Below are 15,425 nucleotides of genomic sequence, written 5' to 3' on the forward strand. Positions count from 1 at the left end.
GTGGTGGAGCGGAGCGGGGCGGCGTACGACCGGCAGGGGTTGCTGCGGACGTACGTGGAGACGGTGCAGGACACGGCGTCGGCGGAACTGATGACGCGGACGGAGCGGCGGGAGACGACGTACGATTTGATGGGGCGGGAGACGGGGTCTGTGAATCTGCGGCACGAGGCGGGGCGGGCGGAGCGGGTGTTGGAGACGGGCGAGCGGTTGATGGAGACGATGAACAAGTGGACGACGGTGGTGCAGACGGGGCGGACGTTTAACGAGGCGGGATTGACGACGGGGTATGTGGAGGCGACGTTTGACGGGACGACGCTGAATGTGGGCGGGGTGGAGCGGGCGTGGGTGGGGCTGACGGGGTCGGAGCGGGCGCGGGTGATGAACGGCGAGGTCCGCGCCGGGGAAGCGGTGACGGTCACGCGGCGGAGCAACATGGTCTACAACGGCTGGGGATTGGCCGTCGGGTATCAAGAGGAACGACGGGAAATATCCACGACGTTGGACCATCGACGAACCATGACGCGTAACGGGGTCCGTCACAACAACTTGCATCAACTGACGGGGTACACGGATTCCTGGGTGGACAACAGAACGCCCGGGGTGTCCGAGCGGGTGGAGATAACAGGTGTCACATACAACGCGGCGGGTCGGTTGGTGTACGGGCATGAAGTGAAGACCCAAACGGGGCTGTTGGAGAGCCGTGTGGAGACGGACCGGTGGGTGAAATACGACGATCAAGGACGGCTTCTTGAGGAAAAGACGCTTTCGAAGGCGGACAACGGGATCGTGGAGGAAAAAGAACGCGTCGTGAGCGGCTACAACGGGTTTGGAAATGAAACCGGGGATGAGACGGCCATAGAGGAACGCGGGTTTAATAAAACGGGAGAAGAAGTATACCGGATCTCAACGAAAACGACGAAGACGGACGTCTATTATGACGACCACGGTCGTTCGGCGGGGTATACCGAAACGACCGTGGCGTCGGACAAACCGGATATGGAGACAAAACATGTCTGGACGGCGGCGGGATACAACACGAACGATCAATTGATCGGTTTCAATGAAACCTGGGTGGGGATCAGCGAGGCGGGGGAACACGAAACACGGACGACCCGATCGGGGATGAAATACGACGCGGTGGGGCGGATGGTCGCCTACGAGGACCGGACAACGGGGAACGCGGACGATACGGAGGAGACGCTCACGTGGACGGCCACGGGGTACAACGGGGCGGGTCTGATCAACGGGTCCGAGGAAGTGCGGAGCAAAATCTGCGAGACGCCGGGGGCTCTGTACAATGTGGAGACGCGAACGACCCGGACGAACATGTTGTACGACCTTGCCGGGAACCTGCTTCACTACACCCAAACGGAGAATGGAACGGACCGGCCGGATCTTTGGACGGGGACGGAATGGGACGGGGCCTATGACGCGCTGGGGCGGATGGCGCGTTATTTGGAAAAGGTGCGGAGCACGGACCTGGGGACGGGGGGGCAGGTTTTGTCCACCTACGAAGAAAACGACCGTCTGTCGATGGCGTATGACGGCAGCAACCACCTGGTGGGCTACACGGAAAAGACGCTGGACAAATTGGGGAACCGGAACGAAAGGGTGTGGACGGCCGTCTACGGGGGGCGTGGGCTGGTGACGGGGTATGAGGAAATCGAAATTGACGATCGAGGGAACCCGACTCACCATAATCAAGAGGGCATTGAATACGATTTTGCCGGTCGGGTGATCGCGGTCGTTGATATTGAGCACGATCCGTTGAACACGGTGACGGTGAGCGAACGTACAGGGATTCATTACGACCGCGCGGGCCTGGCGAGTGGGATGGACGAGAAAGGGACCCAAGTTGACGGCGGGGGTGTTCGAACGGAGTGGACTCTAACGCAGGGGCCCATTTTGTACGACCTGGCCGGACGTGTGTTTTTGCGGCAGGAGGAGCGGGTCAAACGGATTTACGATACGGATGGGTCTTTGGCGCGGGAGACAGTGGAGTCGGAAACCTTCGCGAACGCGCTTTACAACCGGCTGGGCCAGGCGGTGAGCCACGAGACATTGATTGACCGACGCAGCCCGGACGGCCGATTGACGGAGAGCGAACGGTCGGTCCTGAATGGAGCCACCTACAACCGGTTGGGGCAAATGGCCTCTTATCATAAAGAGGAGACGGAAGAAGGGCGGAGCGTGGAAACGCTGGTGCTTCCGTCGAATTGGGAAGAATTGGGGTTGCATCCGGAGGAAAGGCTGTTGTGGTTGGAAAACCTGACGTTCTTGGTGGGGGGCGCGGAGATGGCCTTGGACGAGCTGGGCCTGAGCCTGACGAACGGGATGGCCGTTTCTTGGGCGGATTTAAGCTCGGCCCAAAAAGTGCAGTTGTTGTCGAGCGGTCAAACCACGCTGAACGGCGAAACGTTCCGGTTGGCGGGGGCCACGATTGTCTGGGAAAAATCCACGGCCCATTCCTTTGATCAAAATCAAATGACGTATTCGCGTTACGGGGCCCTTCAGCATTACGAGCGTTCGGGGGACGAGAACGGCGTGGGGTATGTTCAGGATTGGACGAGCACGGGGTTTGACGTCCACGACCGGGTTTTGGGTTTTCACGAGGAGATGAAAAAAGAAACCCAGGCGCTGGTGGTGACGGATCGAGCCGGCACCGTGTACGACGCCCGGTCGTTGGCGGTGGCGTATACGGAAACGGTGCGGGACGGGGCGGCGCCGGATTTAGTGACGGTGACGGAAACGATAATCGGCCACGACGCGTTGAAGCGGACCGTGTGGACGCAACAGGCGATCAAGAAAAACGGGACCGGGCCGGATGGGGCGGTGGACACGACGACGACGATCTGGCTGGGGAATTACCTTTACGACGGGTTCGACCGGGCGGCGGCCTATGACGAGGTGCGTTTCGGCGGGACCACGTTGAAGATCGGCGGGGCGGAGCGGACGTGGGATTCTTTGAGCGCGGGCGAGCGGGCATCGATTCTGGGGGGGAGTTTAACGCCGACGGGACAAACGGTGGAGGTGTCGCGGGTGGCGGGGGTAGCCTACACGGCGACGGATCGCCAATCGGGGTTTGCGCGGGTGACGCGGCGGTGGGGGGAGAGCGAAATGGCGCCGGGGGTGTCCGGGACCACCGCGTTAATGGAAGAGACCCATTTGGTGCGAGCGGGAACGTCTTTCAACGCCAACCAGCAGGCCCTGGGATATAAGGAGGCCGCCTCGAGCACGAGCGAACCGGAAGTGGTGCGCCTTTCGGAGGTGACGAGCCTGGTCTACAACGCCGCCGGGCAAACGGCCGGCTTTGACGCTCTCACCCGCAAAATGGGTTTCGACCTCGACGTTTTGGAGACGTTGGAGCGAAGCGGTGTGGTATACAACCGATTCGGACAAATGGCGGGATATTTTGACCGGACGGTGTTGAACGGGTTGAACGTGGAGCGATTCGTGACGGGTTTGACCTACGATGATCAGGAACGCCTGACGGGGTCGAGGACGCTGACACGACAATTCGGGATGGAATCGCGGGTCTATTATTTGCAAGGCGGTCGAACGTTGACGAGCGCGGAAGTGGCGGCGCTGTTGATGGCGCATCCCGGAAAAACGTTGGAAGAGTTGCTGGCGTCCGGGGTGTTGACCCAGGAAACGCGCATGGAGGCTTTGGACGAAACGACCCTTTCCGTGACGTCGGGGTTGGTGTACGACGATTTGAACCGGGTGATCCGGTCGGTGGAAACCACCTTCGGGGCGGACGGTTCGATCACGACCAGCACGTTGAGCGACATCGGTTACGATCAATGGGGACGGCCGGCCGGGATGACGATGACGATCCACCTGGGCGGGGTGGTGCCGGTGACGGAGTATGTTTTGGACGGAACGACTTTGACCCCCGAGGCGTTGGACGCCCTTCTGGCCCAACAAGAACAATCCAGCGGGCGGACGGCGGCGCGGTTGATGACGGAGTGGTTGACGTCGGGGCGTTTGACGACGCTGGCGGTGACCAAGGTGCAAGACGTGACGATCACGACCCTGCGGGAAAACATGCGCTACAACCAAAACGGCCAGGTGGTGGGATACCGGGAGACCGGGCGGGACCCGGCGAACAACATCGCCCTCCAGGTGTCGACCGTGGCCATTGAGTACAACCGGGCGGGGCAAGCGTCGCGTCAAACCTCCGATGTCCGGTTGGACAATGTGGATGGGTCTTGGACGGAATCCCAGACCGTGCTCACATATCGGTATGACGCGGCTGGACGGCTGCAGGGGGGAACCTCCAGCACGGCGTCCCGGACGGTCACGGCGGTGTGGACGGACACGAACCAAGACGGTCGGGTGGACCGGTTGACCACCCTGCCGGAAAGCCGGGCGTCTTCGGTGCAGGAATACGGTGTGTTCAACGGGCAGGCGCAAGCTCTCTGGCAATCCTCGCGTCAAGAATCGGCGAACGTGGGCGGGGGGACGTCCGCGTCGGTGTCTTCGATGGTGTTCCAATACGGGGCCCACGGCCGATTGATGGGGGCGTTGGGCGTGATGGACACCCGATCGGACGACGGGTTCGGCAATCGAACGGGGGGCGCGGTGGTGCAGCTGTTCGGGGCGCCGGGGTCTTCTTTGAAGCTGTTGTCGTCGGTGACGGAGACCGTCACGCTGGGGGCGGACGGTGGAAGCAACCACACGGTGTTGAGCACCGCTTTCAACTACGACGGATCGGGAACCCTGCTGAACGCGCGCGGTGTGGGACATTTTAACGGGACGGAGATGGGCTTGACGATTCTGGACGGTGTCCGGGAGGTGGTGGAAACCTCCCTTGTCCGCGGTCGAATCACGCAGGAATATCAGATCGTGATGAACGAAGCCCGGGTTTCGATTTCCACCACCCAAACCCACTCCGAAATTGCGCAGGGGAGCGTTTTGGACCAGACAACCGTCATAACGTATCTTTACGACGCCGCGGGGCGATTGACGGGAGCGTCGGCGGTGGTGAGCGGGACGGGCACCAATTACGGTTGGACCGACCTGGACGAAGACGGGGACATGGACGCCTGGGAAACGGCGGGAACCATGGAAATCTCCGGCACGCAAACTTATGTTGTGATGAACGGGACGGCGTTGGTCAAGGAGAACAAGACCCGTCAAATCCTGCGCGCGGAAACGGGAAGCGTCTCCACGTCGGACATGACGGTGCGTTACGGGTACGACGCGGTGGGGAACCTGGCCTGGGCGCAAGGGACGGGGACGGTGGACTCCGTTGAAAGGGGTTGGTCGGACACGAACAACGACGGCACGGTCGACACGCTCGAGGTCGCGGGCCGCACGCTGTCCGAAATACGCCAAACCTACGCCATTATCAACAACCAGGCGCGGGTGATACGCTCCGACACGACCACGCGCGGGGTGGACCCGGTGACCGGGCGCGTTCTCTCCGAAGGGGAACACGGGTACAGCCGGGTGCTGACCCGGGTGGAATTTGTTTATGACGCCGTGGGGCGGTTGACGGCGGCGGACGGACGGTCGGAGGGGCGCAGCAATGTCGAGGTCTGGTCCGACGCGGACATGGACGGGGTGATCGACGCCGGCGAAATGATGGATCAGGTGACGGAGGTGGCCACGGAGAACGATTACGTGGTCATTCAGGGGTCGGCGCAGGTGGTGCGGTCGGTGACACAGTCGTCCATGACGGTGGGGGCGAGCCGCTCGACGTCCGTGAACGCCATGGCTTTCGAATACGACCGGTTGGGTCGATTGGTGGGGGCGGTGGGGGATTCTTTTGGCACAACGACCACCAAATTCTGGAACGACGCCGATGCGGACGGGGTCGTCGACAACGGCGAGATGCTCGACCAGGTGACCCACGCGGAGACATCGAACGTGTTTCGGATTATTCGCGGGCAGGCGGTGCTGCTGGAGTCGAGATCGAATTCGTCGATCACGACGGCGCTGGGGGAGAGTCAAACCGTTTCCTGGACCCGGAACCGGTACGATGCGGCGGGGCGTTTGGTGGGGGCGACGGGGGGGGCGACCGGGACGAGCACCACCCAATTCTGGAACGACAACGACATGGACGGCGTGGTGGACGCGGACGAGATGGTTGTCCAAACCACGACTTTTGAGACCTTTAACTCTTACCAAATCCTTCTCGGTCAGGCGATGTTGTCGGTGTCCCGGTCCGAATCGGCGACCCGGACCCCCTTGACGCAAACGACCACAACGAGCGTCACGTCGTATCAGTACAACGCGCGGGGCCAGTTGATCGGGGCGGGCGGAACGGCCACGGGGTCAACGACCACCGTGGTCTGGAACGACGCGGACCAGGACGGGGTGATGGAACCGGGTGAACGGGTTCCCCAAACGACGACCTTCAACACCACCAACGCGTACCGCATCATGGCCGGCCAGGCGATGGTGTCGGAAGCGCGGACAAGTTCCCTTTCCGCCAACGGGAACGTGCGGACGGAAACCCTGAATATCACCCAGTATCGATACAGCGCCGACGGGGTTTTAATCGGCGCGACCGGAACGTCCACGGGCACGACCATCACGACCGTTTGGAACGACGCGGACCTTGACGGCGTCATGGACGCCGGGGAACGCGTGGGCCAAACCACGACGTTCACCACCCAAAGCGAATACCGGATTCTCCAGGGCCAAGCGATGGTGGTGCGGTCGGACACCCATTCGGTGGCGGTGGCGGGGGCCGCCACCACGGTGACCGACACGCGGATGAATTACCAATACAACGCGTTGGGCGTGCTGATCGGGGCGACGGGAAGCACCCAAGGCACCACGACGACCCTCGTCAAAAACGAACCGGACGGGGGATCGGGCGGGTTGGTGTCCCAAACGAGCACGTTTACGACGAGCAACGTTTACCGGATTTCCCAAGGGCAGGCGGTGGTGTTGCGGTCCACCACCCACACGGTGGCGGTCGCCGGGACGACAACGACCACCACGGACAGTTGGACGACCAACACCTACGACCGGGACGGTCTCCTGACCGGAACGACGGGCGGGTCGTCGGGCACGTCGGCCACGACGGTCTGGAACGACGTGGACATGGACGGCGTACAGGACGGCGGGGAAATGGTCGTGCAAACCGGGACTTTTTCGTCCCAAAACACGTACCGGGTCTTGCAGGGGCAATCGGTGGTCACGGCGTCGACCACCCACACGGAAAGCGTGGCGGGAACAACCTCGACGGTCACGGACAGTTGGATGACCTATCGCTACGACAACCAGGGCATGTTGATCGGGGCGGACGGGGCTTCCAGCGGTTCGTCAAAGACGGAGGTGTGGAACGACGCCGACCAGGACCGGCAAATCGACGCCGGGGAGATCGTCTTACAAACCCAAACCTTCAGCGCGCGAAACACCTACCGCGTGGTTCAGGGGCAGGCCGTGGTGTACGAATCGTTCACCCACACGGAATCGGTCTTTGACAACACCACCACTGTGACGGACAGTTGGGTGCGGTACCAATACAACGCCCAGGGCATTTTGTGGGGGGCCACCGGGGGGGCCACGTCGCGCGCCACCAAGCCCGTGTGGAACGACGCGAATCAAAACGGAACGATCGACCCCGGGGAACGGGTGACCGAGACCAGCACCACGACCACCACCAACACCTACCGCATCGTCCAGGGGCAGGCGGTGGTCTGGGAAGCCCGAAGCCACACCGTCACCAGCTCCGGGTTGACGACCACCGTGTCGGACAATTGGGTTCGTTATCAATACAACGCGCAGGGCCTCCTGGTGGGCGCCTCGGGCGGCGGGTCGGGCACGACCAGCACCACCGTCTGGAACGACCGGGACCGCGACGGCGTCATGGACGCCGGGGAGTTGACGTCCACCACATCGACCTTCACCTCCGCTTCCACCTACCGGATCCTTCAGGGGCAAGCGGTGGTTTCGCGGTCCACGACCCACACGGTGGAGGTGGTGGGGGGGACGACCACCGAAGTCGACAACTGGATGGAATTCCGTTATGACGCCCGCGGGATGTTGATCGGCGCGACAGGGGGAGCTTCCGGGCGCCGTTATTGGTCCTCCAGTTACACGTCCTCTTGGTCGGAATCCGGCAGCACGACCTCCGGCGGCATCGTCAAGAGTTTCACCAGCGTGACGACCTCCACGACCAACTCTTATTACGAAATGCGGTGGACGGCCAATTCGACATACATCATTTTCAACGGAACCGCGAAACCGACAAAGACCGACACCCGTTCGTCCTATTCCAGCCAGACGACCACCAACGTGGTCACCAACAAGACGGAGTCCTGGATCGAGAAGCGAATGGAACCGGAAAGCCGAACCAAAACCGTCACAACCACTGGAAAAGATGGCAAAACAACAACCACAACTGTGACCGAAACGGTGATGGTGGAAAAAACATACCACATGACGGGAACCACCAAAACCACGGCCTGGTCGTCCGTTTACTATTCCGGAGGCGGGACCAGCAGCCAAACCTTCCTGTATGACGCGCAGGGGCAATTGGTCGGCGAACGGCGACACGAGGAGTCCTGGGACAACCCGGCAATTGTGGAAGGTGGCATGAATACGTCCACCACCGTGACCTCCTTGGAAAGAGGAAAAGACGGGCGGCCAATCACGAATTACACCATCACGGACGGAGCGCTGCAAAGCGGCGCCCGGGTCTGGGGGGTTTCCCTGAGCGCCGGATCAACCGCTTCAATCAATCGCCTTTCAACGAACGCCGGCGGATGGATTTCCCAATTGGCGGTGAACAGCCGGGGTGAAGTCGAGGTGACCCTTTCCGTTTTTGACAAGGTGTTGACGCCCGGAAAAGGGCTGTCCTGGAAAATCAATCCGGGCCAGCAATACATGGATCCCAAAGCTTTGGGGTCCATCACCATCGGGCTGTCCGCCGACGATTACGTCAACCGCGTGGAGGGGGCGCTCACCGGGGTCCGGACGTTGGCCGGGTTGATGCGGTCAAAAAACGCCGAAGGATTCCGGAATCAGGCGGAGATGTTGGTTAATCAAGAGGGGGGATGGCTGGAATCCACCCAGATGACCGTATTTTCGGATAACAAAGCGTTTTCCTTGACAGTCGATCGTGCAGCGACCGGGGCGGCGCAGTCGACCCTGGCCAACACCTTGGGCCACCTGGTCCTGGGCGGTGAAGCTTCGGTGGCGCGCGGTTTGGCTTTGTTAAAGGCGGTGCCCGTCGTCAACCCCGATAACTTGGCGGCTTGGGGAAAAGACTTGATGGAGGACGGCGCAATTTTGGGATTCCGGTTTAATCTCCCCGGCTTTGATAAGAAAACGGGGTCGGGGTTCGCTTTGGGCGGATCTTTGGACGGGAACGGCTCCCCCCACATCACGGTCTTGCAGATGGTGGACGGAGATGAAATCAAAGGGTTGGGGGTCCCGCTGTCCAAGATAGGCGAACCCAAAGGCGCACCCGTGACCACGGTTTTGGTGCTATTGAAAGATATGGAGTCGGCGGATGCGGCCGGGCTTGGGGAATTGGTTGGAAAAGGCATCGATGACGGAATCACCACCGGTTTGGTCACGACCATCGCGTCGGAAAACGTTAATTTGTCGCCCATTGACAACGGTTTCGGGGCCTTGGACGATGTGACCACGTCCTCCATCACCACGCAACCGAAAACCACCGTGACGGATTCGTGGGTGGATTACCGGTATAACGAAGAAGGCCTTTTGGTGGGCGCGACGGGCGGAGCCAAGGGCACTTCGACCCAGCAAGTCTGGAACGACGCCAACCGGGACGGGATGGTGGACCCCGGGGAATTGGTGTCCCAAACCTCGAGTTTCACCACCACCAACACCTACCGCATATTCCACGGGCAAGCCGTCGTGGTGGAGTCCTCCACCCACGCGGTAGCGGCGGGAGCCACCGGCACCACGGTGACCGACAGTTGGGTGAAATACCAGTACAACAAAGACGGGTTGCTGGTGGGCGCCGCCGGGGGAACCGTCGGGACCACCGACACCACCGTCTGGAACGACGCGAACCAAGACGGGGTGTTGGGGGCGGGGGAAATGGTTGAGCAGACCTCGACTTTTTCAACCACCAACACCTACCGGATTATTTACGGTCAGGCCATGGTGTATGAATCCTTCACCCACGCGGAATCGACGTCGGGGGCGTCGGAAAACCTGATGGACAGTTGGATGCGGTATGAGTACGACGCGGGCGGCATCCTGGTGGGGGCGATCGGCGGGGCTTCGGGCACCACCAGCGGTATGGTTTGGAACGACGAAAATCAAGACGGGGTATTGGACGCCGCGGAAATGTCCAACCAAACCACAACTTTTCAAACCAAGAACCGGTATCGAATCATCCAAGGCCAAGCGGTGGTGACCTGGTCTTCGACGACCAGCACGGCGGTGAAGGCGGACGGGTCGGCCTACGGGATCAACGAGCACGGGTATAGCTTTATGACGACGGAGGTGAAATACCGGTATGACGCGGGCGGCCTTCTGACGGGCGCCGTCGGAACGCTGAGCGGCCGGCAGGTGACGACGGTGTGGACGGACACGACGCCGAAAAACACGACCGATGCCGTTGGAAAATGGGTGGTGACGCCGGTGTTGGTGAGCGGGACGAACACCTACGCGGTGATCCACGGGCAAGCGATGGTGACGCAATCCGTGACGACGAGCACGGCGGTGAAGGCGGACGGAACGGCGTACGGGTATAACGAACACGGTTACAGCGTGATGACGACGATTGTGAACAACGCCTATGACAATCTGGGGCGGCTGGTGGGCGTGGAAGGCAGCGTGGAGGGGCGGCAGGTGACGACCGTTTGGACGGACACGACACCCGAGATCTCGGACGACCAGGAAGGGGAATGGGTGGTGACGCCGGTGGAGGTGAAGGGGACGAACAGGTACGTCGTGATCCAGGGGCAGGCGGTGGTGAAGCAGTCTGTAACGACGACCAGGGCGGTGAAGTCGATCGGAACGGCGTACGGGATGAACGAGCACGGGTACAGCGTAATGACAACAACGGTGAATTACACATATGACGCCCTGGGCCGGCTGGTGGGGGCGGCGGGGACCGTGGAAGGCAGGCAGGTGACGACCGTTTGGACGGACACGACACCCGAAATCGCGGACGACCAGGAAGGGGAATGGGTGGTGACACCGGTGGAGGTGAAGGGCTCGAACACCTATGTGGTGATTCACGGGCAAGCGGTGGTGAAGCTGTCCGTGACGACGAGCACGGCGGTGAAGGCGGACGGGACGGCGTACGGGATGAACGAGCACGGCTACAGCGTGATGACGACCATAATGAATTTCACCTATGACGCCCTGGGGCGGCTGGTGGCGGCGGCGGGCATTGTCGAAGGGCGGCAGGTGACGACGGTTTGGACGGACAAAAACCGGAACAACACCTGGGACGCGGACGAGACGGTGATAACACCGGTGCTGGTGAGCGGGACGAACACGTACGCGGTGATCCAGGGTCAGGCGGTGGTGGTGACATCCGAGACAACGAGCACGGCGGTGAAGGCGGACGGGACGGCCTACGGGATCAACGAGCACGGGTACAGCATGATGACGACAACGGTGAATTACTCCTATGACGCTCTGGGCCGGCTGGTGGGAGCGACGGGATGGACGACAGGCAGCCTTGTTCAAGAGGTTTTCACAGACACAACCGCCGGCCAATCCACGATGTCCTTGGAAGATGTGAAGAAGTCGTTTGTTGATTCCGCGGAATTTAAGGCGCTGGCCCCCGAAGAGCAGGTGGCGGCCTTGTACCGTACGGTGTTGGAGAGGGAACCCGACACGGAGGGGTTCGCGTTTTGGGTGGGCCAACTCAAGAACGGCGGGACGCTGGCGAACGTGGTGGCGGGGTTTTACGGTTCGCGGGAATATTCGGACCTGATGGGGAAGAAAGTGGACGCGCTTTACCGCGTTCTGCTGGGACGGGACGCCACGGCGGATGTGGAAGGACGGGCGTTTTGGATGGGGGTGTTGGCGGGACCCGGGGGCCTGCGGGCGGTTATCGCGGGAATCATGGGGTCAGAGGAATTTAAATCGAAACCCGCTTCCTTTCAAGTGCGGGCGGCCTATGAGGTCCTTTTAGGGAGGCCGGCGGGTACATCGGAAGTGGAATATTGGGTGGGGGAAATGGGGAAAGGGATGACTTTGGAAACGGTTTTGGGCCATTTTGTCGCTTCGCCCGAATACGCCACGGTGATCGGAAAAAAGATCGATGCCCTTTATCAAAGCGCGCTGGGGAGAACGCCTGACGCGGGAGGCAAGACTTATTGGATCGAACAGGTAAAACCGGGGGCGGCCGACGGTAGCGCGCGGGGTAATTATTCCCTCCAAAGAGTGGAAGTCCGGGCGACGAACACGTACGCGGTGATCCAGGGTCAGGCGGTGGTGATGGCGTCCGTGACGACGAGCACGGCGGTGAAGGCGGATGGGACGGCGTACGGAATTAACGAGCACGGGTACAGCGTGATGACGACGACGGTGAACAACGCCTATGACGCGCTGGGGCGATTGACGGGCGCGACGGGGACGGTGACGGGGCGGCAGGTGACGACGGTGTGGACGGATAAAAACCGGAACAACACCTGGGACGCGGACGAAACCGTTCTGACGCCGGTGTTGGTGAGCGGGACGAACACGTACGCGGTGATCCACGGGCAGGCGGTCGTGGTGACGTCCGTGACGACGAGCACGGCGGTGAAGGCGGATGGGACGGCGTACGGGATTAACGAGCACGGCTACAGCGTGATGACGACGACGGTGAACAACGCCTATGACGCGCTGGGGCGATTGACGGGCGCGACGGGGACGGTGACGGGGCGGCAGGTGACGACGGTGTGGACGGATAAAAACCGGAACAACACCTGGGACGCGGACGAAACCGTTCTGACGCCGGTGTTGGTGAGCGGGACGAACACGTACGCGGTGATCCACGGGCAGGCGGTCGTGGTGACGTCCGTGACGACGAGCACGGCGGTGAAGGCGGATGGGACGGCGTACGGGATTAACGAGCACGGGTACAGCGTGATGACGACGACGGTGAACAACGCCTATGACGCGCTGGGGCGATTGACGGGCGCGACGGGGACGGTGACGGGGCGGCAGGTGACGACGGTGTGGACGGATAAAAACCGGAACAACACCTGGGACGCGGACGAAACCGTTCTGACGCCGGTGTTGGTGAGCGGGACGAACACGTACGCGGTGATCCACGGGCAGGCGGTCGTGGTGACGTCCGTGACGACGAGCACGGCGGTGAAGGCGGATGGGACGGCGTACGGGATTAACGAGCACGGCTACAGCGTGATGACGACGACGGTGAACAACGCCTATGACGCGCTGGGGCGATTGACGGGCGCGACGGGGACGGTGACGGGGCGGCAGGTGACGACGGTGTGGACGGATAAAAACCGGAACAACACCTGGGACGCGGACGAAACCGTTCTGACGCCGGTGTTGGTGAGCGGGACGAACACGTACGCGGTGATCCACGGGCAGGCGGTCGTGGTGACGTCCGTGACGACGAGCACGGCGGTGAAGGCGGATGGGACGGCGTACGGGATTAACGAGCACGGGTACAGCGTGATGACGACGACGGTGAACAACGCCTATGACGCGCTGGGGCGATTGACGGGCGCGACGGGGACGGTGACGGGGCGGCAGGTGACGACGGTGTGGACGGATAAAAACCGGAACAACACCTGGGACGCGGACGAAACCGTTCTGACGCCGGTGTTGGTGAGCGGGACGAACACGTACGCGGTGATCCACGGGCAGGCGGTCGTGGTGACGTCCGTGACGACGAGCACGGCGGTGAAGGCGGATGGGACGGCGTATGGGATTAACGAGCACGGCTACAGCGTGATGACGACGACGGTGAACAACACCTATGACGCGCTGGGGCGATTGACGGGGGCCGTGGGCAGCGTGACGGGTGTCCAGGTTCAGAATGTGTTTACAGCGGAGACGGAGGAAGTGGACGGGGAGGAACGGGTGGTGACAAACCCGGACGGTTCCCCTAAGGGGCAATTGTTGCCGCAAAGAACGCTCGTAAACGGGACGAACACCTACGCGGTGATCCATGGGCAGGCGGTGGTGGTGACGTCCGTGACGACGAGCACCGCGGTCAAGGGGGATGGGACCGCGTACGGGAGTAACGAACACGGCTACAGCGTAATGACGACGACAATTAATTATTTTTATGACGCGCTGGGTCGGATGACGGGGGCTTCCGGGACGGTAACCGGGCGGCAGGTGACGACGGTGTGGACGGACACGACGCCCTCGAACACGGAGGATGAAGAAGGCAAGTGGGAAATACGAGCGGTGTCGGTGACCGGGACGAACCAAATGGTCGTGATCCATGGGCAGGCGGTGGTGGTGCGATCGGAGACGGAAACGCGGGCTTTGGACGACGCGGGCCGGGTGATCCCCGAAGGGACACATGGATACAGTTTGTCCCGGAGCGTTGTCCTGTATACGTTGAACGATTTGGGGCAGGTGACAGGCGCGGAGGGATGGATCGAAACCTGGCAGACGCAAGAAGTGCGGAACGACTCGGCCAACCCGGCTTCTTCGGTGTTTTCCTGGGAACGAAAAACGACGTACACCCGCACGGAGAATCAATACATCGTCTTGAACGGGCAAGCGATGGTGTCCAGGGCGGATTCGACGATCCTGGCGGTGGACGCCAACGGGAATGTGATCCGGAACGACGCGTTGGACGGGTATTTCAAACAAACCAGTTGGACGACGTTTCAGTACAACGGGCAGGGAATCTTGGTGGGGGCCCAGGGGGGAGCGGAGACCTGGGAAACCACTCAGGTCAAATCCGGGAACACGTGGGAAAGCCAAAAAACCTACAGCCTAACCAGCCATGTTTACGCGGTGGTGGCGGGACAAACCCTGGTCGTGCGGTCCGTCACGGAAGCCTGGTCCCTGGACGCGAATGGAAGGCTGATCACGGATTCCAACGCCCACGGGTATACCTATTCGCGGTCCTGGGTGAATTACAGCTACGACGCACTGGGGCGCTTGGTCGGAGCAACGGGGCAGACCGAATCTTTTCAAACCGACCAAGTTCTAACGACGGCGCTGAACGACAATGGGTCGATCGTGGGAGACGCCAACAATAATCAGATCCAGGATGGCCCGACAAGCAATCGCACTTACGACTGGCGGAAGGGGGGATGGACGACCTCGACCACGGCCGGCGAAAACTGGGCTCAATCCATTGAAACGGAAAAGACCCACAACATCACCGTAAACGATTACGCCGTGATCGGCGGACAGGCTGTGATCGTTCGCTCGGTGACGGACACCTATACGGGAACGCAAGGTGGAATCCTCGGGGAGGACGGGGTTCACACGCGGACCACCACGTATTATGACTACAACGAAAAAGGGCAATTGATCGGAGC

General features: G+C 61.4%; 1 protein-coding gene (cut by a window edge). It reads left to right on the plus strand.

Annotated features, from left to right (window positions below):
- On the plus strand, nt 1-15,425 hold the 5' end (the start) of the coding sequence (locus IPI56_04085; protein MBK7544921.1) for a DUF4214 domain-containing protein. The gene runs 21,766 nt beyond the window's last position; only the first 15,425 of its 37,191 coding nucleotides appear in the window; it begins with the start codon at nt 1-3; the stop codon falls past the right edge of the window.

It is taken from the genome of Elusimicrobiota bacterium (assembly GCA_016706425.1).
GTDB lineage: Bacteria > Elusimicrobiota > Elusimicrobia > FEN-1173 > FEN-1173 > JADJJR01.